The organism is Mesorhizobium sp. C432A (assembly GCF_030323145.1).
GTDB lineage: Bacteria > Pseudomonadota > Alphaproteobacteria > Rhizobiales > Rhizobiaceae > Mesorhizobium.
This window is the reverse complement of sequence record NZ_CP100470.1, coordinates 5,120,255-5,142,094: the sequence shown is the minus strand read 5'-3', so window position 1 is coordinate 5,142,094 and position 21,840 is coordinate 5,120,255. Positions and strand designations below refer to the sequence as shown.

20 protein-coding genes are annotated in these 21,840 nt (G+C 65.4%); 9 read left to right on the top strand and 11 right to left on the bottom strand.

Annotated features, from left to right (window positions below):
- Nucleotides 1-86 precede the first annotated feature (86 nt).
- The 5 genes from NLY33_RS25245 to NLY33_RS25225 all read left to right on the top strand — a co-directional run bounded on the left by NLY33_RS25245 (nt 87) and on the right by NLY33_RS25225 (nt 5,860).
- On the top strand, nt 87-1,151 hold the full coding sequence (locus tag NLY33_RS25245) for an ABC transporter substrate-binding protein (RefSeq protein WP_023672498.1): 1,065 nt from the start codon (nt 87-89) through the stop codon (nt 1,149-1,151).
- 151 nt (nt 1,152-1,302) lie between these two features.
- Nucleotides 1,303-2,127 carry an ATP-binding cassette domain-containing protein gene (locus tag NLY33_RS25240; protein WP_023695497.1) on the top strand — a complete coding sequence of 275 codons (825 nt, stop codon included), beginning with the start codon at nt 1,303-1,305 and terminating at the stop codon, nt 2,125-2,127.
- Complete coding sequence (locus tag NLY33_RS25235) at nt 2,124-3,383, top strand: sugar ABC transporter permease (RefSeq protein WP_023695496.1); 1,260 nt, start codon at nt 2,124-2,126, stop codon at nt 3,381-3,383. Before NLY33_RS25240 ends, NLY33_RS25235 begins: the two co-directional genes overlap by 4 nt.
- Before the next feature lie 28 nt (nt 3,384-3,411).
- Nucleotides 3,412-4,140, top strand: a complete 729-nt coding sequence (locus tag NLY33_RS25230) for an SDR family oxidoreductase (protein ID WP_023685460.1) — start codon at nt 3,412-3,414, stop codon at nt 4,138-4,140.
- 112 nt (nt 4,141-4,252) lie between these two features.
- Nucleotides 4,253-5,860 (top strand): FGGY-family carbohydrate kinase, encoded by a 1,608-nt coding sequence (locus tag NLY33_RS25225; RefSeq protein WP_023705149.1) that lies wholly within the window; start codon nt 4,253-4,255, stop codon nt 5,858-5,860.
- A gap of 10 nt (nt 5,861-5,870) precedes the next feature.
- On the opposite strand, the gene NLY33_RS25220 is transcribed toward NLY33_RS25225, so the two are convergent.
- The 6 genes from NLY33_RS25220 to NLY33_RS25195 are packed head-to-tail and all read right to left on the bottom strand — an operon-like array spanning nt 5,871 to nt 11,757.
- Complete coding sequence (locus NLY33_RS25220) at nt 5,871-6,800, bottom strand: phosphatidate cytidylyltransferase (protein ID WP_031193489.1); 930 nt, start codon at nt 6,798-6,800, stop codon at nt 5,871-5,873.
- 39 nt (nt 6,801-6,839) lie between these two features.
- Nucleotides 6,840-7,508: a lysophospholipid acyltransferase family protein gene (locus NLY33_RS25215; RefSeq protein ID WP_023672504.1), complete on the bottom strand. Its 669-nt coding sequence runs from the start codon at nt 7,506-7,508 to the stop codon at nt 6,840-6,842.
- A gap of 3 nt (nt 7,509-7,511) precedes the next feature.
- Nucleotides 7,512-7,946, bottom strand: coding sequence for a hypothetical protein (locus tag NLY33_RS25210; RefSeq protein WP_023705147.1), 435 nt, complete (start codon nt 7,944-7,946; stop codon nt 7,512-7,514).
- Between the two features lie 10 nt (nt 7,947-7,956).
- Nucleotides 7,957-9,327: a phosphatase PAP2/dual specificity phosphatase family protein gene (locus NLY33_RS25205; RefSeq protein WP_023685465.1), complete on the bottom strand. Its 1,371-nt coding sequence runs from the start codon at nt 9,325-9,327 to the stop codon at nt 7,957-7,959.
- Between the two features lie 4 nt (nt 9,328-9,331).
- Nucleotides 9,332-11,113: a bifunctional alpha/beta hydrolase/class I SAM-dependent methyltransferase gene (locus NLY33_RS25200; RefSeq protein WP_031196778.1), complete on the bottom strand. Its 1,782-nt coding sequence runs from the start codon at nt 11,111-11,113 to the stop codon at nt 9,332-9,334.
- A gap of 41 nt (nt 11,114-11,154) precedes the next feature.
- Nucleotides 11,155-11,757, bottom strand: a complete 603-nt coding sequence (locus tag NLY33_RS25195) for a CDP-alcohol phosphatidyltransferase family protein (RefSeq protein ID WP_023688982.1) — start codon at nt 11,755-11,757, stop codon at nt 11,155-11,157.
- Nucleotides 11,758-11,995: 238 nt separating this feature from the next.
- Here NLY33_RS25195 and NLY33_RS25190 point away from each other — a divergent pair, with 238 nt between their 5' ends.
- Genes NLY33_RS25190 through NLY33_RS25180 form a run of 3 tightly spaced genes read left to right on the top strand, consistent with a single transcriptional unit; the run spans nt 11,996 to nt 14,756 of the window.
- Nucleotides 11,996-12,997 carry a sugar phosphate isomerase/epimerase family protein gene (locus NLY33_RS25190; protein WP_023672509.1) on the top strand — a complete coding sequence of 334 codons (1,002 nt, stop codon included), beginning with the start codon at nt 11,996-11,998 and terminating at the stop codon, nt 12,995-12,997.
- Complete coding sequence (locus NLY33_RS25185; RefSeq protein ID WP_023672510.1) at nt 12,994-13,869, top strand: MurR/RpiR family transcriptional regulator; 876 nt, start codon at nt 12,994-12,996, stop codon at nt 13,867-13,869. The genes NLY33_RS25190 and NLY33_RS25185 overlap by 4 nt, the downstream gene beginning before the upstream one ends.
- A complete protein-coding gene (locus tag NLY33_RS25180) occupies nt 13,866-14,756 on the top strand; it encodes a ribokinase (RefSeq protein ID WP_023705145.1) in 891 nt (296 codons plus the stop codon). Before NLY33_RS25185 ends, NLY33_RS25180 begins: the two co-directional genes overlap by 4 nt.
- Nucleotides 14,757-14,896: 140 nt before the next feature.
- On the opposite strand, the gene NLY33_RS25175 is transcribed toward NLY33_RS25180, so the two are convergent.
- Nucleotides 14,897-15,397 (bottom strand): hypothetical protein, encoded by a 501-nt coding sequence (locus NLY33_RS25175; RefSeq protein ID WP_023708694.1) that lies wholly within the window; start codon nt 15,395-15,397, stop codon nt 14,897-14,899.
- A gap of 91 nt (nt 15,398-15,488) precedes the next feature.
- Entirely contained in the window at nt 15,489-16,436 is a 948-nt protein-coding gene (locus NLY33_RS25170; protein WP_023705143.1) for a LysR family transcriptional regulator, read from the bottom strand.
- Nucleotides 16,437-16,542: 106 nt separating this feature from the next.
- Here NLY33_RS25170 and NLY33_RS25165 point away from each other — a divergent pair, with 106 nt between their 5' ends.
- Complete coding sequence (locus NLY33_RS25165; protein WP_023705142.1) at nt 16,543-17,553, top strand: zinc-dependent alcohol dehydrogenase family protein; 1,011 nt, start codon at nt 16,543-16,545, stop codon at nt 17,551-17,553.
- Between the two features lie 218 nt (nt 17,554-17,771).
- Here the strand turns inward: NLY33_RS25165 and NLY33_RS25160 are convergent, their stop codons facing one another.
- From NLY33_RS25160 to NLY33_RS25150, 3 genes are read right to left on the bottom strand one after another with little or no spacing between them, the layout of a single operon-like run.
- Nucleotides 17,772-20,072 (bottom strand): xanthine dehydrogenase family protein molybdopterin-binding subunit, encoded by a 2,301-nt coding sequence (locus tag NLY33_RS25160; protein WP_023708695.1) that lies wholly within the window; start codon nt 20,070-20,072, stop codon nt 17,772-17,774.
- Nucleotides 20,069-21,052: an FAD binding domain-containing protein gene (locus NLY33_RS25155; RefSeq protein ID WP_023705139.1), complete on the bottom strand. Its 984-nt coding sequence runs from the start codon at nt 21,050-21,052 to the stop codon at nt 20,069-20,071. Before NLY33_RS25155 ends, NLY33_RS25160 begins: the two co-directional genes overlap by 4 nt.
- Nucleotides 21,049-21,543 (bottom strand): (2Fe-2S)-binding protein, encoded by a 495-nt coding sequence (locus NLY33_RS25150; protein ID WP_023705138.1) that lies wholly within the window; start codon nt 21,541-21,543, stop codon nt 21,049-21,051. The genes NLY33_RS25155 and NLY33_RS25150 overlap by 4 nt, the downstream gene beginning before the upstream one ends.
- Nucleotides 21,544-21,840 lie beyond the last annotated feature (297 nt).

Here is a 21,840-nt window from a genome sequence, read left to right as displayed (position 1 = left end):
CTCGCAACAGCCGACTGCAGTCAAGGCCCGGCGCCATGTGGTGTCCAAGGCTTCATGAAACCATTCCTTGAAACGGAGCTATCGAAATGACCAGATTTGCCTGGAAATCGACGGGAGCCATCGCGCTCACTCTTTCTCTTCTTGGCGGCACCGCTGCCTTTGCCGCCCCGGTTACCGACGCCACGGTCGCCTTCTTGATGCCCGACCAGGCCTCGACGCGCTACGAGCAGCACGACTATCCCGGCTTCGTCGCCGAGATGAAAAAACTCTGCCCCGGCTGCAAGGTGATCTATCAGAACGCCGATGCCGACGCCTCGCGCCAGCAGCAGCAGTTCAACTCGGTGATCTCGCAAGGCGCCAAGGCGATCGTGCTTGACCCCGTCGACTCGACCGCCGCCGCCTCGCTGGTCAAGCTGGCGCAGAGCCAGGGCGTCAAGGTCATCGCCTATGATCGCCCGATCCCGACCGCACCTGCCGACTTCTACGTCTCGTTCAACAATGAAGGCATCGGCAAGGCCATTGCCGACTCGCTCGTCGAACACCTCAAGGCGCTGAAGGTCGACCCCGCCAGCGGCGGCCTGCTGCAGATCAACGGATCGCCGACCGACGCGGCCGCCGGGCTGATCAAGAAGGGCATCCATTCCAGCCTCGACAACAGCGGCTACAAGATCCTTGCCGAATACGACACGCCGGAATGGGCGCCGCCGAAGGCGCAGCAATGGGCAAGCGGCCAGATCACCCGCTTCTCCACGCAGATCGTCGGCGTCGTTGCGGCCAATGACGGCACCGGTGGTGGCGCCATCGCCGCCTTCAAGGCCGCCGGTGTCGATCCGGTACCGCCGGTGACCGGCAACGACGCGACGATCGCCGCACTGCAGCTGATCATCGCCGGCGATCAGTACAACACCATCTCCAAGCCGAGCGAGATCGTTGCGGCGGCTGCCGCCAACGTCGCCGTCCAGCTTCTGTCGGGCGAGACGCCGAAGGCCGAAATGACCCTCTACGACACCCCATCGCAGCTGTTCACGCCGGCGGTGGTGACGCAGGAAAACCTCAAGGCCGAGATCATCGACAAGAAGATCAACACCGCCGAAGAGCTCTGCGTCGACCGCTATGCCGAAGGCTGCAAGAAGCTCGGCATCACAAAGTGACAATGCAGGTCGCCCAAAATCGCGCAGCGGTTTTGGGATAAGACATGCATAAAAGGATGACCTAGAATCCTGATCCTGCTTTCCGGCCGCCCTTGCGGCGGCCGGAAGTTCGCAGTCACTCTTGACCGTCCATCCGGAAAGGTTTGCCACCATGTCTGACATCTCTGACGGACCGGTTTCGGCAGGCGAGCTGGTGCTCAGCCTGCGCGGCATCTCGAAGAATTTCGGCGCCGTTTCGGCGCTCACCGATATCGATCTCGATGTCCATGCCGGCGAGGTGGTGGCGCTGGTCGGCGACAATGGCGCCGGCAAGTCGACGCTGGTCAAGATTCTGGCCGGCGTCCACCAGCCGAGCTCGGGCACCATCAATTTCCGCGGCAGGCAAGTGACGATGCCCGACCCGAGCGCCGCGCTGACGCTCGGCATCGCCACCGTTTTCCAGGATCTGGCGCTGTGCGAAAACCTGGACGTCGTAGCCAACATCTTTCTCGGCAAGGAGCTCAACCCGCTGCGGCTGGACGAGGTGGCGATGGAAATTCGCGCCTGGACGCTGCTCAACGAATTGTCGGCGCGTATTCCAAGCGTCCGCGAGGCGGTCGCCTCGCTGTCCGGCGGCCAGCGCCAGACGGTGGCGATCGCCCGCTCGCTGCTGCTCGACCCCAAGGTCATCCTGCTCGACGAGCCGACCGCCGCGCTTGGCGTCGCCCAGACGGCGGAAGTGCTGAACCTCATCGACCGGGTGCGCGAACGTGGGCTCGGCGTGCTGATGATCAGTCACAATATGGAGGACGTGCGCGCCGTCGCCGATCGCATCGTGGTGCTCAGGCTCGGCCGCAACAACGGCGTCTTCGAACCCGACGCCTCGAACCAGGAACTGGTCAGCGCCATCACCGGCGCCGCCAACAATGCAGTGTCGCGCCGCGCCGAACGGCGCAAGGCCGCCGAACAAGCGAACAATCAGGAGCAGCGGCCATGAGCGCGGAGCCCAAGCAGGACACCTCCTCGTCGACGGCGCTCGACCGCAGCGACGTCCGCGTCAAGCACCAGGCCGGCGTTGGTGGCGCCATCAGCGCCTTCTTCGACCGCGTCCGCTCCGGCGACCTCGGCTCGCTGCCGGTGATTGTCGGACTGGTCATCATCTGGAGCGTGTTCACTGCCCTCAATCCGGTCTTCGTCTCGTCGAGCAATCTGGTCAATCTCCTGTTCGACTGCTCGACCGTCGGCGTCATCGCGCTCGGTATCGTCTGTGTGCTGATGGTCGGTGAGATCGACCTGTCGGTCGGCTCGATCAGCGGCTTTGCTTCGGCCATGGTCGGCACGCTGTGGGTCAACCAGGGCTGGCCGGTGGCGCTCGCCATCCTCGCCGCGATCGCCGTCGGCGGCTTCATCGGCGCGCTCTATGCCTTGCTGTTCAACCGGCTCGGCATGCCGAGTTTCGTCTCGACGCTGGCCGGCTTGCTCGCCGTGCTGGGCCTGCAGCTGTATATTCTGGGCTCCACCGGCTCGATCAATCTGCCCTATGGCTCGAACCTGGTGAATTTCGGCCAGTTGCTGGTCATGCCGGACTGGCTGTCCTATGCACTGGCGGCATTGCCCGGCATTGTCATGCTGATCGCCGGCCTGCGCACCGTCAGCCGCCGCCGGGCCGTCAATTTGTCGGCGCCGTCTGTCGGCGGCCTCATCGTGCGCGTCGCCGCCCTGACCATCCTGCTCGAACTGATCGTCGGCTATCTCAACCAGGCGCGCGGCATACCGTGGATGTTCGGCCTGTTCGTCGGCCTGGTGGTGGCGATGAACTATGCGCTGACCCGCACCCAATGGGGCCGCTCGATGACCGCCGTCGGCGGCAACCGCGAAGCGGCGCGCCGCGCCGGCATCAAGGTGCGCTCGATCTACCTCAGCGCCTTCGTCATGTGCTCGATGTTCGCCGCCCTTGGCGGCGTGCTGTCGGCGGCGCGGCTGGCCTCTGCCAGCCAGCAGGCCGGCACCGGCGACGTCAACCTCAACGCCATTGCGGCGGCGGTCATAGGCGGCACCAGCCTGTTTGGCGGCCGTGGCAGCGCCTATTCCGCGCTGCTCGGCATCATCGTCATCCAGTCGATCGCCAGCGGGCTGACCTTGCTCGATCTGTCATCGTCGCTTCGCTACATGATCACCGGCGCCGTTCTGGCAATTGCGGTCATCGTCGACTCCCTGGCACGCCGCTCGCGGGTTTCCCACGGCCGCGCCTGAACGCAACCGCAATCGATACGAGGATAGAATGGCTCAGGATTTGAGTGGAAAGGTCGCGGCGATCACCGGCGCCGCGTCGGGCATAGGCCTGGAATGCGCGAGAGCGCTGATTGCCGCCGGCGTTCGCGTTGTGCTCGTCGACCGCGCCGAAGACGCGCTGAAAAGCGTCTGCACCGAACTCGGTCCCGACGCGATCCCGCTGGTGATCGATCTGATGAAGCCGGCCAGCGTCGCGACGATGATGCCGCAAATCCTGGACAAGGCCGGCCCGCTCGATATCTTCCACGCCAATGCCGGCGCCTATGTCGGCGGCCCGGTGCTCGAAGGCGACCCCGATGTGTGGGACCGCATGCTGAACCTCAACATCAATGCGGTCTTTCGTTCCATCCACGCCGTGCTGCCGCATATGGTCGAACGCAAGACCGGCGACATCATCGTCACGTCTTCGATCGCCGGACTGGTGCCCGTGGTCTGGGAGCCGATCTACACAGCGTCGAAACACGCCGTGCAGGCCTTCGTCCATACGGTGCGCCGCCAGGTCGCCCCGCACGGCCTGCGCGTCGGCGCGGTGCAGCCGGGGCCGGTGGTGACAGCGCTGATCAGCGACTGGCCGAAGGACAAGCTTGAGGATGAACTGGCCAAGGGCGGCCTGATTCAACCGGTCGAGGTCGCCGAAGCCGTGCTGTTCATGCTGACTAGGCCACGGAACGTCACCATCCGGGACCTGGTGATCCTGCCGCAGAGCAATGATTTGTGAGGCAGTAGGCATTAGGCAGTAGGGAATGGGGAGAGGCTCTTGCAACTGGCCGTTCACTGCTGACCATCTCGCCTACTGCCTACTGCCTACTGCCTAACTTCTGAGGTTCCCCATGTCCCACTTCCTCGGCATCGACGTCGGCACTGGCAGTGCCAGGGCGGGGGTGTTCGACAGCAAGGGCGCCATGCTTGCCTCGGCGAAGCGCGACATCGCTCTGTTCATCGAGCCCGGCGAAATCGCCGAACAGTCGAGCGAGGACATCTGGCGTGCGGTTTGCGCCAGCGTGCGCGAGGCGGTGACCAAGTCGGGGCTCGCTGGGCGCGACATTGCCGGCATCGGCTTCGACGCCACCTGTTCGCTGGTCGTGGTCGGCAAGGACGGCGCGCCGTTGCCGGTCGGCCATTCCGGCGATGCCCAGCGCAACATCATCGTCTGGATGGACCATCGTGCGCTCGATCAGGCGCAGCGCATCAATGCCGGCAAGCACGCCGTGCTCGATTATGTCGGCGGCACCATATCGCCGGAGATGGAAACGCCGAAGCTGTTGTGGCTGTGCGAAAACCTGCCCGCCACCTTCGATGCCGCCGAGCATTTCTTCGACCTCACCGACTATCTGACCTGGCGCTCGACCGGCAGCCTGGGGCGTTCGATCTGCACGCTGACCTGCAAATGGACCTATCTCGGCCACGAGCGGCGCTGGGACGAAGCCTATTTCCGCGCCATCGGCCTCGGCGCGCTCGCCGATGAAGGCTTTGCCCGCATCGGCACCGAGATCGTCGAGGGCGGCACCGCGCTTGCCCAAGGCCTGACTGAGGCCGCCGCGGCCGATCTCGGCCTGCTGCCGGGAACGCCGGTTGCGGCCGGCCTGATCGATGCCCATGCCGGGGGAGTCGGCACGGTTGGCGGGCAGGGCTCGGTCGGCACCTTGCAGTCGCGCATGGCCTATGTGTTCGGCACTTCGGCCTGCACCATGGCCAGCACCAGCGAGCCGGCCTTCGTGCCCGGCGTCTGGGGTCCGTATTTTTCCTCGATGGTGCCGGGGCTTTGGCTCAATGAAGGCGGGCAATCGGCGGCGGGTGCTGCAATCGACCACCTCGTCGCTTTCCATCCGGCCACGGCTGAGGCATCCGCAAAAGCCAAGGCGGAAGGTCTCGGCCTGACCGCTTGGCTTGGTCAGCAGGCGGCGAAACAGTCCGCCGACCTGTCCGCAGTAGCGCACCTAGCCGATGGACTGCATGTCGTGCCGGAATTCCTCGGCAACCGCTCGCCCTTCGCCGATCCTGAGTCCAAGGCCCTGATCGCCGGGCTTGGCATGGACACGTCCCTCGACAGTCTGGTCGCGCTCTATGTCGCCGGCCTGCTGGGCATCGGCTACGGCGTTCGCCAGATCCTGGCGGCGATGGCCAAAAAAGGCATTGCCATCGACACTATCGTCGTCAGCGGCGGTGCGGCGCAAAGCGAGCTGGTACGTCAGCTTTTGGCCGACACCACAGGCCTGACCGTCGCCGGTTCGACCTCGCCCGAACCGGTGCTGCTCGGCTCAGCCATATTGGCTGCGGTGGCGGCGCAAAAATTTCCCGATGTGATCGCGGCGATGACCGGCATGTCGCGCATCGGCGACATCTATCGCCCGGCCGGTGGCGACCTCGTGCCCTGGCACGACAAGCGCTTCGCCGCCTTCGAATTGCTGCAGCAGGCAGGCCGGGCCATCCGCGATTGAACGGCTTCGCTCACGTCCAGAAATAGCGGACGATGTGGAAGAACACCGGTGCGGCGAAGACCAGGCTGTCGGCGCGGTCCATCATGCCGCCGTGACCCTCGATCAGGTGACCCCAGTCCTTGACGCCCTGGTCGCGCTTGATCGCCGACGCCACCAGCCCGCCGAGGAACCCCATCAGGCAGGCGATGAAGGCGACGCCTGCCGCCGCCAGCGGCGAGAACGGCGTCAGGAACGACAGCAGCGCGCCGAGAAGGCTCGATGCCACCAGCCCGCCGCCCAGCCCTTCCCAGGTCTTCGAGGGCGAGACGGAGGGCGACAGAAGATGCCTGCCGAACAGCTTGCCGAAAATGTATTGCAGCACGTCGCTGCCTTGCACGGTGATGATCAGGAAGGCGATGAGCAGGAGGTTGCGGCCCTCGAAACCGGGCACGTTGAGGGTCAGCAGCGCCGGCACATGGCTGACGCAGTAGACCGAGATCATGACCGCCCATTGCTGCGCGGACACGCGCTCGAGGAAGCGCTCGGTGTCGCCGTTGAGCGCGGTGACCGCCGGCATCAAGAGGAAGCAGTAGACAGGGATGAAAATGGTGAAGAGCCCGTACCAGGCGGTCCACACCAGCCAGTACTGGAAGGGAATGATGATGCCGAACATGCCGAGCAGCACCCAGTGGTCGCTGCGCCGGCTGTGCGTCAGCGTCACGAACTCGCGCAGCGCGGCAAACGAGATCAGCGCAAACAGGATGGTCATGCCGGTGCGGCCGAAGAAGAAGGCGACGGTGATCGCCAGCACCATCACCCACCAGGCGTTGATGCGCTGGTTCAAGTTGACGAGCGTCGAGGGCAGCGGCTTCGGCGCCCGCCATGAGAGGATACCGGCAACGATGCTCGCCATGGTCAGCACGCAGATCAGGCCGGCCAGCAGGATGACGGTTTCATGCATTGGCGGCAGTGTCATACGAAGTCTCTTTGCCTGGTCATGCTAGTGGTCCCGATCGGGACGCGGGTTGAGCGACAGCAGCGTCTGGCGCGCGCGCTCGAGGAAGGTGCGGCGTTCTTCGCCGGGCGCGATCGCCACCGGCGGACCGAAGACGACGCGGCACAGAAGCGGCACCGGCAGGAACTGGCCCTTGGGCAGCACGCGCGACATGTTCTCGATCCAGCACGGGATGAGTTCGACATCGGGCCGCGCCATCGACAGATTGTAGAGGCCGGAGCGGAACGGCAGCAGATCCGCCTCCGTCGTGTTGCGAGTGCCTTCGGGAAACAGGATCAGCGAGTGGCCGTCGTCGAGCACCGACAGCATGATCGAGATCGGGTGTTGCGTTTCGTCGGTCCACTGCCGGTGGATGAGCACGGACGACAGCATGTCCTGCGCGATGAAGCGGCGCAGCCGCGACTTGCCCCAATATTCGGCCGCCGCGATCGCATGGGTCCGGGCGCGCACCTTCTCACTCAGACAGGCCGACAGCAGGATGAAATCACCATGGCTGGCATGGTTGGCGAAGTAGATGCGCTGCCGCTCCGACGGCTGGCTGCCGTTCCAGATTGGTCTGACGCCGGTTACCACCCAGGCCGCCGCCGACAGGCCGACCGACGTCACCGTCTGCAGCAAGGTGAAGGTGTTGGCGCGCAGGTGAAGTTTTGTCATGGCTCAAACAAATGCTGCGAAAAGGGATGCCGCAGCAAACATGGCGAGCGCCATGCGCTGCCTTGTCAGCAGGCGGCGCGTGCCTGCCATGCGATGGTCGAGCGAGCGGCCGCCGGCAGTGGTGGATTTCAGGCGCATGCGCGCCAGCACATCGTCGACCGCGGCACCCCCGGCGGCCTCGCTGGCGTGGCTTGCCATCAGCCGGAACAGCAGCGCATCGAACAAAAGCAAGGCCGAAAGAGCCAGCGTGGCCACGGCGCTCGCCGCCGCGACCAGCCAGGCCGCCGCGGACAGCGCTGTCGTCTGCGGTTCGGCCACCAGGCCGATGACCGGCGCTGCCATCACAGCCGCGACCACCAGCAGGATCGGCCACACCGCCTGCACCATCAGCCCGGCGGCGAATATTTCGGCCTTCTCGGGAAAATTGTCGCCACTCATGCCGGCCAACTCATGTCGGTTCTTCCAGCCCCGGTTCTTCCAGCCCCGGTTCATCCAGCCCGATCTGAAGGTGCACGGGCCTGCCCGACGCGGCGAGTTTCTTGCGCGCCTGTGCAGCTGTGTACGAGCGCCCCGTCACCACCAGCCAGTCGGCGACGACGGCTGCACTGCGCTGGAAGCCGAGCGCGCAGCAGACCAGGACGGTGCCGCGCCGGCGCGCCAGCTCGATCGCCGCCACCGCTCGCTCCAGCCTGTCGTGAGGCGGCGCCACGAGGTCGAGCATCGCGTAGCTGATCCAGCGGCAGGTCACGCCGCGCGGCCGTTCCATCTCGCCGGCAAGGTCGATCACTGTGCCGAAGCGGTTGGCCTCGTCGGCACTCGGAAACCGGCCGAGGAAAACACCGTCGGTGATCTCCGCTTGCGGCGCCAGTTGGCGGGTCCATACCCACACATTGATCCGGGCGCCAAGCCGGTAGGGCAGGAGCAGGATGCGGCTGGCCAGTGAGACACTGGCATCGGCCGCCTTCTGGAACACTTTGGCGCCGGCCCCGGCATAGGCGAAGGCGACGATGGCCAGCGCCAATGCCGGCCACAACAGGATGAGAAAATCGGCGGAGACAAACGCTCCGCCGGCAGCGCCGGCCAAGGCAAGGGCGGCGCCCAGCGCGTAGTAGCCCGCCAGCCGCCGCGCCTTGGGGTCGGCGGTCAGACGAAAACCCCAGAAAGGCAATTCGCCCTTGAACGGAAACAGCCATAGCGCAAACAGGCCGAGCAGCGCGCCGGTCGGAATGTCGATGAAATGATGCTGCCACGTCGTCAGCACCGAGGCGCCGATGAGAAAACACCAGACGTGCCAGACGGGGCGGAGAATGCCGCCGAGACGGTGACGTGCCAGAACGTGACGCCAATGGTCCCAGATGATCACCAGGAGTGCGATGTGCAGGGATGGCGCCTGGTTGAACGGCTTGTCGAAACCACCGAGCACTGCAAACAGGAAACCCGGCAGGCCGGTGGTTTCCGGCCGCACGAATGTCGCCGTCAGCGGGAACGCGATGAAGCAGGCGACGGCAATGATCTGCGCCGAGAGATAACGGCCGGCGAGCCGGTCGACACCGCGCCTGGTCGTGTTGAGCAGCAACGATAGGCCGTAGAACAGATTGATCGACCAATAGGGCACGATCGTCCAGGCGACGAAAGGGATGGCGTGTTCCCAGGCAAACACGATGCTGCCGACATGGTCGCGCCGCGACGCCAGCCAGTTGGCAAAGCCATAGGTCGAATAGAAGAACGGCGCCAGCAGCGCCAGCCAAAGGGCGGCCCTCAGCACGATGCCCAAATAGGGTTCCCGCGCCGGGGCAGGGTCAGTGACAGGCAGGGCCATGGTCTCAGACGCGCCGTGCGACCGAGACGGTGAAGATGCCCCATTGGTCGATGCGCTGGTCGATCTTTTCGAAACCGGCAGCCGTCACCAACTGGTCCATCTCGCCCTGCGTGCGCCGCCGCATCACCCAGGCCTGGCCGCCGCGATGCGAGGTCAGGCTGCGCGCGATCATCTCCAGCTGCGGATGCCATGGCTGGTTGGTGTAGACGAGCAGGCTGCCGGACTGCATGGCGCTGGCCAGCCCGCCGAGCGAGCGGGAAATCATCGTGTTGTCGGCGAACAATTCGTAAAGCCCGGAGACGATGGCGAGGTCCGGCGCCGGCTTTTGCCCGGCCAGCATGTCGGCATCGAAGGCGTCGGCCTGGTGGAAGCTGACGCTGGTCGGCAGACGCCGCTCGGCGATCAGCTTCGAACCCAACCCGACATTGAGCTCGGAATAATCCTGCAGCCGCACGCTTGCTGGTGGTTCAGTGCATTTGGCGACGGCATCGAGCACATAGCGGCCGTGACCGGCGGCGATGTCGAGCATGTGGACGGGACGGCCGGCTGCCTTCAGGCTGGCGGCGGCGTTGCCGATCAGCTCTTCCAGATGCAGCTTGCGCTGGCGGATGCCGCGCCAGCCGATGGCGTCGAGGAAGGTGCGGTCGACCATGCGGCCGATGAAGCCGGTGCCGCGCGCATCGTTCTCGTAGACATAGTCGAGCGTCGAGCCGGAATCGAAGCCGGTGGCGATGCCGATCTTCATGCCCGAAGACAGCCAGGCGCCCATGCGGATCGAGGCGCGACTCATCGCCCAGAAAATACCCTTGGGCGACAGCAGCGTCAGCGGCGAGGCGAGCCTCTCGGCCTCGTCGCGGGTGTAGCCGGCGCGGTCGGCCTGAAGCAAGTCGATGGTTCTCCCCGGCGTGGCAAATTGCTTTTCGAGGAATGGCCGGATCAGGTCCAGCGCCTGCTGGCGATCGCGCTCGCCCAGCGTGTCGTGGAAGAAGCCGGGCAGCACATGCCGCTCCTTGGCGCTGCTGCCGAGATTGACGAAGAACTCGTGCTGCGGTCCATGCCGCACCACCCAATCGCTGCCGGAGATCAAGAGCTGCGTCGGCGCGGTGATGGCGCGCGCGTCCGAGACGATGCGGGCAGCGTGGTCGTAAAGCTCGACCAGGATGTTGGAGGCGATCGGTCGCGTGATCAGCGGATCGGCGTCGAAGGAAGCGATGCGCTCGGCATCATGCGTCAGGAACTTCGCCTTGACGTAGGAATTGATGAAGAAGCGGCCCTTGAGCTTCTGCCACAGCGCAATGCCCTCTTTGGCGAAGGGCACGTAGAGCTTGACCGAAAAGGCCGGTGAAGCCACCACCAGCGCGCGGATGTCGGGCGCATAGTCATGCACCCAGGCAGCAGCCAGCACGGCGCCGAACGACTGCGCGATCAGCGCGATGTCGCGCTGGCCAAAACCATCCCGGCCGATCTCACGCACCAGGCAGTCGATGTCACGAACCAGGGCGGCAAAGGATGGCGCATAGCCGCGCTCGCCGGCCGAGCGGCCATTGCCGCGCACGTCCCAGGCGTAGAAGGCATGGTCGGGCATGGCGAGTTCGTCGACCAGATGCGCCATGCGGCCGCCATGCTCGTGGCCGCGATGGAACAGAAGGATCGCACCCTTTGGCGTCGACCCGGCGGCCGGCCAGTAGCGGTAGAAGATCTCGGTGCCGTCATGGCTCTTGAACGTGCGCTCCAGCGCGATGCGCTCGAGGCTTGCCGGTGCTCCGGCTGCAATGGTCTGGTGGATCATGGTTTCCCTCTGGCGGTCGGGCGCCTGACGCTTTGGCATCATGCGCCGCCCGCTCTAAGGCCGCCGCGTATCCGGTTGATGGCGGTTACGACTGACAGTGTAGCCATGACCGGAAACACAAAGGGCACAATCGCTTGGAACCACAGGCCGCAGGCGATGAGGAAGGCGATGACGCCGAGCGCCAGGGCCCGGTCGCTCTTGCCGAACGGCCCGGCATAGTTGCGCCCGCTGCCTGCGGCAACGCCAAGCACGCCGGCGAACTCGACCAGCATGGCGGTAATAGCGAAGGCGACGACACCCCAGGCCGGGAACAAGGTGGCAAAGGCCAGGATCAGCGCTAGGTCCGAGACGACGTCGCAGAGTTCGTTGAGATACATGCCGAGTTTTGATGCTTGTCCATGTTCCCTGGCCAGCATCCCGTCAATGGCGTTGAGCGCCATGCGCACAAACAGCACCACCGGCATCAACAGGAACACCAGGGGACGGAAGGCAAAGGCAGTGACCACCAGGCCTGTGGCGATGGACAGTGCTGCGGCGAGAAGCGTGATCTGGTTGGCGGTGACGCCGGCATCGGCCAGCCGGTCGGCCAACGGCCGCAGCCTGGCCTGAAAGGCCGGTTTCAGTTGATAAAGCGTTGGCATGTGCGATCCCCCAACCGCGGCTCATGACAGTGTCGGCCAGATTGGTCAATCGGCAGGCAGGGCGCAAGGGCTCGCACCAGCATCCGCACCGTTGCGGGACTCGAAACTCCCGGCATGGATGCAGAGGCGCAGCCGAAGATCTCGGCCAAGCAGGATGTTGCGCGCTACAAACCGCCTCGCAAATGATAACTTTACAAATACTCGTATTTATGTGAAGTAAATCACTGAAAGGTCGATCATGACAAACAGTCGCTTCGCCACCCGCCTGAATTCCTTCGCCTCGCGGCCGCAAGCCGAATGGCCTGATCTCACCGGCAAGCCGTCCATGCTGCAGATGGCCACTCGCGCGGCCAAGGTCGACGGGTTGACCGATCTTGATCTTAATTTCCCCGATCATGTCAGTGAAAAGCCGGCTGAAATCGCCCGAAAGCTCGGCGATTTCGGGCTTTCCATCAATGGCTTTGCCATGCGTTACTACTCCAATCCGGCCTTCAAGCTCGGCGCCTTCACCAATCCGGACCCGGCGGTGCGCCGCGAAGCCATCGACTTGACCAAGGCCGGTATCGATGCGGTGCGCGCGGCCGGCGCCAGTCTGATGACGCTGTGGCTGGGCCAGGATGGCTTCGACTATGCATTTCAAACTGACTATGCGACGCTCTGGCAGCACGAAATCGAGGGGATTCGTGAAGTTGCCGCGCATGATCCCGGCTGCCAGATCAGCCTGGAGTACAAGCCTAACGAACCGCGCTCCTACTCGCTGATGCCGGATGCGGCGACCACCTTGCTGGCGATCCGCGAGGTCGGCCTACCCAATCTCGGCGTCACGCTCGATTTCGCCCATGTGCTCTATGCCGACGAACAGCCGGCCTTCGCCGCGGCGCTGATCGCTCGCCACAGCAAGCTGCTCGGCGTCCATCTCAACGATGGCTATGCCAAGCGCGACGACGGCCTGATGGTCGGCGCGGTGCACACGCTGCAGACCATCGAACTGCTGTGCCAGATCCGTCGCGACGGCTACGCCGGCGCCATCTACTTCGACACTTTCCCCGACATGACCGGGCTCGATCCGGTGCGCGAATGCGAAGTCAACATCGCCACCGTCAAGCGCCTGCTGCGCGTTGTCGACCGGCTGGAGAAGGATAACCGCCTGTCCGCCGCGATGGCCAGCCAGGACGCCGTGACGTCGCAGGCTATCGTCCAGGAAGCCATGCTCGGGCCGGAGACGAGGGGACGTGGATGACGTTGAGCAATCTCGATCTGAAAGCCGTGGGGCCGCGCATCCGCATGATGATGCCGCATCTCACCCCGCTTGAGGCCAAGGTGGTGGAAACCGTCTTCGGCCGGCGCGGTTTCGACGAGACCATTCCGCTCAAGCAGATCGCCGAGGAGGCCGGCGTGTCGGAGGCGATGGTGGTCAAGATCGCCAAGAAACTCGGCTTCTCCGGCTACCGCGACTTCCGCACCGCCGTCTATGAATACAGCCGCCTCCCGACCGCCGAGATGCACCAGGAACTGTCGGTCGACGACAGCTCGGCCGAGATCGTGCAGAAAGTGTTCCGCACCTCGATCCAGGCGCTGGAGGAGACGCTCGCGATCCTCGACATGGACGATTTCGACCGTGCCGCCGATCTGCTCTACCGCGCCAGGAACCGCGATTTCTATGGCGTCGGCGGCTCCGCCCAGATCGCCCGCGATGTCTCGCACAAATTCCTGCGCATCGGCATCCGCGCATCGGTCTATGACGACTCGCACATGATGCTGATGTCGGCCTCGCTGCTCGGCGCCGACGACATCGCCGTCGGCTTCTCGCATTCCGGCAACACGTCGGCCGTCATCGACGCCATCCATCTTGCCCGCAAGAGCGGCGCCCGCACGCTGGCCATCACCAACTACGACAACTCGCCGCTGGCGCAGATTGCCGACATCGTGCTGTGCTCGACGGCGCAAGGCTCGCCGCTGATGGGCGAGAACGCGGCGGCGCGTATCGCCCAGCTCAACATCCTCGACGCTTTGTTCGTGGCGGTGGCGCAGCGCGACTATCAGGCGGCGGAGCGCAATCTCGGCCGCACCATGTCGGCGGTCACCTCGAAACGAAAAGACCGCGGCACATGACGGTTCCGCTGGTCACCGTCTTCGGCAGCCTGCATTACGACATCATGGTGGACGCGCCCGACCGTCCGCGTAAGGGCGAGACGGTGACCGGCCGTGCCTGGCAGCCGAAATGCGGCGGCAAGGGCGGCAACCAGGCGGTCTCGGCGGCACGCGCCGGCGTGCGCGCGGCGATGATCGGCGCCGTCGGCGACGACGATTTCGGCACGGCGCTGCTGGCCAATCTAGATCGCGCCGGCGTCGATCGCCGCTTCGTGCGCGTGGCGGCAGGCGCAGGCTCCGGCATGAGCGTGGCGATCTTCGACAGCGATGGCGACTATGGTGCGGTGATCGTCTCCGGCAGCAATCTCACGCTGGACGATGATGACGTCGTGGCAGCAAGGGAGGTGGTGGTACAGACGGCAGTGCTGTTGCTGCAAAACGAAGTGCCCGACGCCGCAAACATCGCTGCCGCGCGCGCGGTGAAGGCATCCGGCGGCCGCGTCGTGCTCAACGCCGCACCGGCGCGAACACTGTCGGCCGAATTGACCGCGCTGATAGACATCGTCATCGTCAACGCCATCGAAGCGGAATTTTTGGCCGGCATTCCGGTCGTCGATACGCTCGCCGGCGCAACCGAAGCCGCGCGGCGGCTGATCGATGCCTACCCCTCGGCGATCGTCACCGCCGGCGGCGAAGGCGTCGCCTATTGCGACCGGACCGGCGCGGCCTTCGCGCTGGCGGCCGTCCCCGTCAAGGTCGTCAGCACCCATGGCGCCGGCGACGAATTCGTCGGCGCCTTCGCGGCAGGCCTTGCGCGTGGCCATCAGATGGAAGCAGCGATTGCCGCAGCCAATGCCACCGCCGCCTTGCTGGTGGCGACACCGGAGGGAGAGCGCAGCTCGCGTTGAAAACTCAGGCCGCATGTTGCCGCCTCCAAACCCGTGCCCCCGTCGATGAGCGAAACGGCAAACCGGGGCGCGGCTAGAACCCGCTTGGCTTTGCCCTGACGGAGGCGCGGGACCAAGCTGCGTGGTCGAAGTAGGGAGCTTCAGTCCGCTTCGCCGGCCGAACCTTTGCCGCACTGCGCCAGCACCTTGCCGATCGCAGCGCTCGAGCCCGTCAGCGGAAAGCTGTTCTCGCCATATTTGTCGGCCGTAACCGTGACGTCGCCCTTGCCGCGCAACAAGCCGAGCAGTGGATCGTCTTTGCTCAGCTCAGCCGTGAAGTAATTGTACATGGCCTCGAGGTCGAGCTTTTTGGTCATGCTTTTGTCACCGCCCTTGAAGGTGAAGGAAGCGCTGATGCCGGGCTCCAGCTGCTGGCCGGCCGCGCCCAGATCGTAGCTCAGCAACGGCTTGTCGAAACAGACCAGCATCAGATGCGCCTCGGCCTTCGGTCCGCCGCACACCGAAGCCGTCAGCACGCTGCCGCCTTCGTCTTCTTCCATCTTGGCGCTCCAGTTGCAGGACGCGGCAAAAGCCGGCTGCGCGGCTTGCAGCGCGGCCAGAACGGAACTTGCCATGATGAACTTCGCCAATGCACTTTGCATGATCCCCTCCGAGCTACATTCAACGAGATCATACAGGACAAAAGGCCTCGCGACAGCGGCATGCCGTCTTAGCCCCGGCCCGCCCCATTGATCAAGCCTTTGAGACCGGCCTCGACGTCCAGGGCGGCTCCGGCGCGAAGCGCTTACCGATCCAGTCGGCGAAGGCGCGTGTCTTGGCGGCTTGTCCCCTGGCCGAGGGCATGACGACATAGACAGCGCCTTCGTCGGCCAGCGTCCAGTCCTCCAGCAACGGCACCAGCCGTCCGTCGGCGAGTTCGCGCCCGACCAGCCAATCGGTGCTCATCATCAGGCCGAGGCCTTGCACCGCGGCTTCGACCAGCACTTCGGCATCGTCGCAAACCATCGGCCCCGAGACTTCGACGTTAACGCGGCGGCCCGAACTGTCGGTCATCTCCCAGGTGGGAAAGGTCTGGAAGCCGGAGAAGCCGAGGCAGGCGTGTTCGGTCAGCGCTTCCGGCGCTTCCGGCGCGCCCCTGCGGGCGAGGTAGGAGGGAGCAGCGCACAGCAACCGCCGCCGTGTCGCGATCTTGCGCGCCACCAGGCGCGAGTCCTCCAGCGCGCCGAGACGGACGGCGACATCGAAGTTCTCTGCAACGAGATCGACGAACCGGTTGGAGAACTCGGCCTCGATGCGGACATCCGGGAACGTCGCTAGAAAGTGCGGCAACAGCGGCCCGATCCACATACGCCCAAAGGTTCCCGGCAGCGCCAGCCGCAGCAAGCCGCGCGGCGTCCCGCTGGCATGCGCGGAAGCAGCAGCCTCGGCTTCGTCTACCGAGGCCAGGATGGCGCGGACGCGTACCAGGAACTCCGCTCCCGCCTCCGTCAACGATACGCTTCGGGTGGTCCGGTGCAGCAGCCGCACGCCGAGCCGCTGCTCCAGCGATTGCAGGCGGCGTGACAGAACCGTCGAGTCGCGCCCGACGCGCAACGCTGCCTTGGTGAAGGAGCGCGCTTCGGTGATGGCCGCAAAGGCGGCCATTTCGGCAAGGCTGGCGGGGTCGTGTGATTGCTGCATAAAGCACAGGACTCAAATGTAAAAATTTCGGATTATCTGCTTGTAGCGCAGCAGATAGCTTCACTCAATCCTGACGATTGACCCCTTAAACAGGAATGCGTGAGCCATGAAAGCCATCGAACTGACCGCCGCCAAACTGGACGCCTTTCGCGCCACCACCATTGCCACGCCTGAACCGCAGCGCGGCGAAGTGCTGATCCGCCAGCGCGCCGCGAGCCTGAATTTCGTCGATGTGGCGGTGGCCAGCGGCAATTATCGCGTGCCCGGCTTTCCGCTCATTCCCGTCGCCGACGGCGCCGGCGAGATCGTCGCGCTGGGGGAGGGCGTTACGGATTTCGCCGTCGGCGATCGCGTCGTTGCCCATGCCAAGCCGCGCTGGATCGGCGGTCCGCCCCGGCCTAACGAGATGACACAGATGCGCGGAATTTCGCTGCCGGGGTCGCTCGCCGAATATGTCGCGCTGCCGGCCAACTCGCTCGTGCCGGTACCGGCCCGTCTCTCTTTCGAGGCGGCGTCGACCCTGCCGATCGCCGCGACCACCGCCTGGAACGCCGTCCGCGCCGCCGATGTCGGGCCGGGCTCGGTCGTCGTGCTGCTCGGCACCGGCGGCGTCTCCATCTTCACCCTTCAGCTGGCGAAAGCCGCCGGCGCAACCGTCATCATCACTTCTTCGTCGGACGAGAAGCTGGAGCGGGCGAAGGCACTCGGCGCCGATCATCTCATCAACTACCGCGCGACGCCCGACTGGGACGGCAAGGTGCTGGAACTGACCGGCGGCCTCGGCGCCGACCTCGTCGTCGAGACCGCCGGCACCGCCACCTTCGCCCGCGCCGTCAACGCCACCGCGCCTGGCGGCACGCTGTTCACCATCGGTTTCGTCACCGGCGCCGAGGCCACGGTCGACCTGCTGCCGATCATCATCAAGGCGCTGAAGGTGGTCGGCAACAACACCGGGTCGGTATCTGACCTTCGCGCCGCCGTCCGCGCCATCGCCGCCGCCCGCATCGGCCCGGTCGTCGACAAGGTGTTCAGCCAGGAGCAGGCGGCCGAAGCCTACGCGCACATGTCGGCAGGCGGGCAGCATTTCGGCAAGCTTGCCTTTTCGTTGGAGTGGTAGCCCACGGCTGGTGCGACGTTTTGGGTTGGCGAAAGCGGTTGAGCGCGTAATCTCCCCACTCGAGGGGGAGATGGCCGCGAAGCGGTCAGAGGGGGTCGGTCCGACCGGGCTCGACCTACTGCGGCGGAAGGAGGTTGGCGCTCTACGAGAGGCGACCCCCTCTGTCGCCTTCGGCGACATCTCCCCCTCGTCAAGGGGGAGATTACGCACGCCGCTTCCTAGATCAACTTCTCCAGCGTGATCGGGAGGTCGCGTATCCTTTTTCCAGCTGCGTGGAACACCGCGTTGGCGATCGCCGGCGCTACGCCGACGATGGCCAGTTCGCCCACACCCTTGCCGCCGAGCACAGAGGAGTGCAGGTCGGGAATGCCGACCGAGATGACCTCGATATCGGGGATGTCGGCATTGGTCGGCACCAGATAGTCGCCGAGATTGTTGTTGACGATGCGGCCATGCCTCCGGTCGACAATGCCTTCTTCAAGCAGCGCCTGGCCGATGCCCATGATGATGCCGCCCTTCCACTGGCTTTCGGCCAGCTTGGGGTTGTAGAGCCGGCCCGAATCCAGCGCCGATACCACGCGCGACACGCGCACCGTGCCGAAATCCTCGTCGACGCGCACCTCGATGAAATGCGCGCACCAGGAGTGGCGCGAATAGTCGCCCTCGGTGTGCGGCAGCGCCGCCGCGATGGTGGTGTAGTTCTTGTAGCGATCCTCGGCGGTCGAGTTCGCCGGCATGGTGTCGCCGGTGGCTTCGATGCGGTCGCGGCCGACGCTGGCCAGCAGCTCGGCAATCGAGACATCGGGACCATCGCCGCGCGGCGACCTGATGCGGCCGTTGGCGACGACCAGCGTGTTGGCCTGCAGCGCGTGGAAGGGCGAGCGCGAATCGCTGATCGCCAGACCAACCAGCTGGTCGAGCGCCGATGTCGCCGCCTTGTAGACCGCGCCCGTCATCACGCCGGCCAGCCGCGACCCGCCGGCTACGCCGGCGCGGGGATACCGGGAATCACCGAGCTTCACCACGACATGGTCGGCCGCCACGCCTACCGTTTCGGCCGCCGTCTGCGCCAGGATCGTGTAGGTGCCCTGGCCCATGTCGATCGAGGAGCTTTCGACCTCGACCGAGCCGTTGGCAAGGATACGCACGATGGCCTCGCCGTAAGCGCGCCGCACCGGATAGGAGCCGGCGGCGACGCCCCAGCCGATCAGCTGGTTGCCATCGCGCATCGAACGCGGTTTGGGCGTGCGCTGGGCCCAGCCGAAGCGTTCGGCGCCAGCGGCGAAAGCCTCGCGCAACTGCCGCGTCGACCAGGCCTTTTTTGCGTGCGGATCCTGCTCGGCGTAATTCCTCAGCCGGATCTCCAGCGGATCGATGCCGACCTCGTAGGCGAGCTCGTCAATGGCGCTTTCGATGCCGAAGGCGCTAGGGTTTTCGCCCGGCGCGCGCATGGCGCCGGGCACCACCGAATTCACCCGCACGACATTCTGCTTCGAGGAGAAGTTGGGCGTCGCATACATGATCGAGGTGACCACGCCCAACGGCTCGACCCACATGCCGTCGATCGACGTTTCATTGACGCCGCGATGCACGATCGACTGGATTTTTCCGTCACGGTCGGCGCCGATCGTCACCGTCTGGCGGGTCGCGGCACGGCCGCCATAGCCGGTAAAAGTCTGTGGCCGAGTCATGACCACCCTCACGGGCCGTCCCAGCATCTCGGCTGCGGCAGCCGCTACCGCGCCGTGGCCGAGCGCCAGCGCCTTGGAGCCGAAGCCGCCACCGATATAGGGCGAGACCAGCCGCACATTCTCGAAAGGCAGGCCGAACCATTCGGCATAGGTGCGGGCCATACCGTCGACCCACTGGCTTGGTTCCCACACGGTGAGCTTGTCGCCCTCCCAGCGGGCGATGAGGCCATGCGGCTCCATCGGCGCCTGATATTCGCGCGGCGTGTTGTAGGCGCCGCAGACGCGCACCGGGGCAACGGCGAAAGCGGCCTGCGCATCGCCCCATTCCTTGGTCATGGCGGCGATCGGAATGCCGTCACCGGCCTTGGCGTCGCTGAGGTCTACGATGGCCGGCGTCTCGTCATAGCTGACCTTGACCATCGCCGCTGCCGCGACGGCCTGCTCGAAAGTCTCCGCGATGACCGCGGCGACATGCTGGCCCGAAAAGGTGATGTCGCGCGCCAGCGGGCAGTAGGGTTTGTCGGGCGGCGGCGTGCCGAACCAGTCCGATGCGGTCCGCAGGCTCATGATGGTATCGGGCGTCAGCACCTTGAGCACGCCAGGGGCCGCCTCGGCAGCTGACGTGTCGATCGAACGTACCTTGCCGGCGGCGACAGTGCTTTCCACCAGCACGCCATAGGCAAGCCCGTCGAGCTGCTGTTCGACGGCGTATTTTGCCGCACCGGTAATCTTGGCCGGGCCGTCGACGCGCGACAGCCGCCCGCCAACCTGATCGGCAGTGCCGTCCGAAGCGTCGCCGTGCCGAGTTCTTGGGTCGTGAATGGTCATGCCATGGCTCCCGTCTTGAGGATGGCGCGGGCAACGACGCGCGGCGCCAGTTCGATCTTGTAGTGGTTGGCGCCGTGGTCGACGGCGCCTTCCACGGCGAGCAAGCTGGCGGCCCGCACCCTGTCTTCGCTGGGCACCTTGCCCTTCAACGCCGCTTCCACGGCGTGCGCCCGCCACGGCTTCGTCGCGACGCCGCCCAGCGCGACGCGCAGGTCGCGAATGGTGCGGCCATCGGCTTCGAAGTCGATGCCGACCGCGGCGCTTGCAGCCGCGAACTCATAGGACTGCCGGTCGCGAACCTTGAGATAGGTCGACCGCCGGGCGGCGGCTGAAGCCGGGATGCTGATGGCCGTGATCATCTCGCCCGGTTGGATGGCATGTTCCCTGTCGGGCGTGGCGCCGGGCAGGAGAAAGAAGTCGTCGACGGCAACCTGGCGTTCGCCAAGATGAACCACGGCGTCGAAGGCGACCAGCGCGGTGGCGAGATCGCCGGGATACATGGCGATGCAGGCGTCGCTGGTGCCGAGCACGGCATGGCCGCGGGTGACGCCGCCGATCGCCGAGCAGCCGCTGCCGGCCGAGCGCTTGTTGCAGGCGGAAAAATTCGCGGGATCGCGGAAATAGGGGCAGCGCGTGCGCTGCATCAGATTGCCGCCGATGGTCGCCATGTTGCGCAGTTGCGCGGAAGCCGCCTGCCACAGCGCTTCGGAGACCGCGGGAAAGCGGCTCTTGATCTCGGCATGGTCGGCGACGTGGCTCATCTTGGCCAGCGCGCCGATCATGGCACTGTCAGCGTCGACCTTGATGGCGTCGAGCCCTTTGAGATGGGTGATGTCGACCAGGCTCTCGGGTTCGGCAACGCCGCATTTGGCGAGATCGACCAGCGTCGTGCCGCCGGCAAGCAGCATGGCGCCGGGCAGGGCGGCAGCTTGGCGTGCGGCGTCGATGCTATGGGCGCGAACGTAGGAAAAATCCCTCATGACGCGACCTCCAGTGCCGCCTGGCGCACGGCGGCAACGATGTGCGGATAGGCTCCGCAGCGGCACAGATTGCCGGCCATGTATTCGCGGATCTCGTCATCCGAGCCGGCATGGCCCTCGCGGATGCAGGCCACCGCCGACATGATCTGTCCGGGCGTGCAGTAGCCGCACTGGAAAGCATCCTGGTCGAGGAAAGCAGCCTGAACCGCGTTGAGCGTGCCGTCATCGCCGGCCAATCCTTCGATGGTGGTGATCTCGCGGCCTTCGGCTTGTGCTGCAAGCGTCAGGCAGGACAGCACGCGCTGTCCCTCGACATGCACCGTGCAGGCGCCGCACTGGCCCTGGTCGCAACCCTTCTTGGTGCCGGTCAGGTCGAGGCGATCACGCAATGCATCGAGCAGCGTGACGCGCGGCTCGACCTGCAGTTCGTGACTGTGTCCGTTGATGGTGAGACGGATTGGGATAGTGGTGGATTTGGTTTGGTCGGTCATGAGGCGTCTGGCTCCAGTTGCTTGACGCTAGGGGATTGAAATGGGCTCGAGTGGGAGAGGACAAGGGAAGAGGCGACGGTGCGCCTAATCTCCCCCTTGTGGGGGAGATGCCCGGCAGGGCAGAGGGGGCGCGAAGGAATGCGACGTTCCCGATTTACATGCGTCGACACGAATCTTGTCCGAGGAGGCGCTAGTCAGGCCTTGATAGGCTGGCGGGACAGCGCCCCCCTCTGTCCTGCCGGACATCTCCCCCACGAGGGGGAAGATTGGCAGCTCTGCCGCCCCGACTCTCCAGCC

What these genes read in the sequence shown, in the direction of transcription:
- NLY33_RS25245 (WP_023672498.1), top strand. Translation starts at nt 87, where the DNA reads ATGACCAGATTTGCCTGGAAATCGACGGGAGCCATCGCGCTCACTCTT.
- NLY33_RS25240 (WP_023695497.1), top strand. Translation starts at nt 1,303, where the DNA reads ATGTCTGACATCTCTGACGGACCGGTTTCGGCAGGCGAGCTGGTGCTC.
- NLY33_RS25235 (WP_023695496.1), top strand. Translation starts at nt 2,124, where the DNA reads ATGAGCGCGGAGCCCAAGCAGGACACCTCCTCGTCGACGGCGCTCGAC.
- NLY33_RS25230 (WP_023685460.1), top strand. Translation starts at nt 3,412, where the DNA reads ATGGCTCAGGATTTGAGTGGAAAGGTCGCGGCGATCACCGGCGCCGCG.
- NLY33_RS25225 (WP_023705149.1), top strand. Translation starts at nt 4,253, where the DNA reads ATGTCCCACTTCCTCGGCATCGACGTCGGCACTGGCAGTGCCAGGGCG.
- NLY33_RS25220 (WP_031193489.1), bottom strand. Translation starts at nt 6,800, where the DNA reads ATGCATGAAACCGTCATCCTGCTGGCCGGCCTGATCTGCGTGCTGACC.
- NLY33_RS25215 (WP_023672504.1), bottom strand. Translation starts at nt 7,508, where the DNA reads ATGACAAAACTTCACCTGCGCGCCAACACCTTCACCTTGCTGCAGACG.
- NLY33_RS25210 (WP_023705147.1), bottom strand. Translation starts at nt 7,946, where the DNA reads ATGAGTGGCGACAATTTTCCCGAGAAGGCCGAAATATTCGCCGCCGGG.
- NLY33_RS25205 (WP_023685465.1), bottom strand. Translation starts at nt 9,327, where the DNA reads ATGGCCCTGCCTGTCACTGACCCTGCCCCGGCGCGGGAACCCTATTTG.
- NLY33_RS25195 (WP_023688982.1), bottom strand. Translation starts at nt 11,757, where the DNA reads ATGCCAACGCTTTATCAACTGAAACCGGCCTTTCAGGCCAGGCTGCGG.
- NLY33_RS25190 (WP_023672509.1), top strand. Translation starts at nt 11,996, where the DNA reads ATGACAAACAGTCGCTTCGCCACCCGCCTGAATTCCTTCGCCTCGCGG.
- NLY33_RS25185 (WP_023672510.1), top strand. Translation starts at nt 12,994, where the DNA reads ATGACGTTGAGCAATCTCGATCTGAAAGCCGTGGGGCCGCGCATCCGC.
- NLY33_RS25180 (WP_023705145.1), top strand. Translation starts at nt 13,866, where the DNA reads ATGACGGTTCCGCTGGTCACCGTCTTCGGCAGCCTGCATTACGACATC.
- NLY33_RS25175 (WP_023708694.1), bottom strand. Translation starts at nt 15,397, where the DNA reads ATGCAAAGTGCATTGGCGAAGTTCATCATGGCAAGTTCCGTTCTGGCC.
- NLY33_RS25170 (WP_023705143.1), bottom strand. Translation starts at nt 16,436, where the DNA reads ATGCAGCAATCACACGACCCCGCCAGCCTTGCCGAAATGGCCGCCTTT.
- NLY33_RS25165 (WP_023705142.1), top strand. Translation starts at nt 16,543, where the DNA reads ATGAAAGCCATCGAACTGACCGCCGCCAAACTGGACGCCTTTCGCGCC.
- NLY33_RS25160 (WP_023708695.1), bottom strand. Translation starts at nt 20,072, where the DNA reads ATGACCATTCACGACCCAAGAACTCGGCACGGCGACGCTTCGGACGGC.
- NLY33_RS25155 (WP_023705139.1), bottom strand. Translation starts at nt 21,052, where the DNA reads ATGAGGGATTTTTCCTACGTTCGCGCCCATAGCATCGACGCCGCACGC.
- NLY33_RS25150 (WP_023705138.1), bottom strand. Translation starts at nt 21,543, where the DNA reads ATGACCGACCAAACCAAATCCACCACTATCCCAATCCGTCTCACCATC.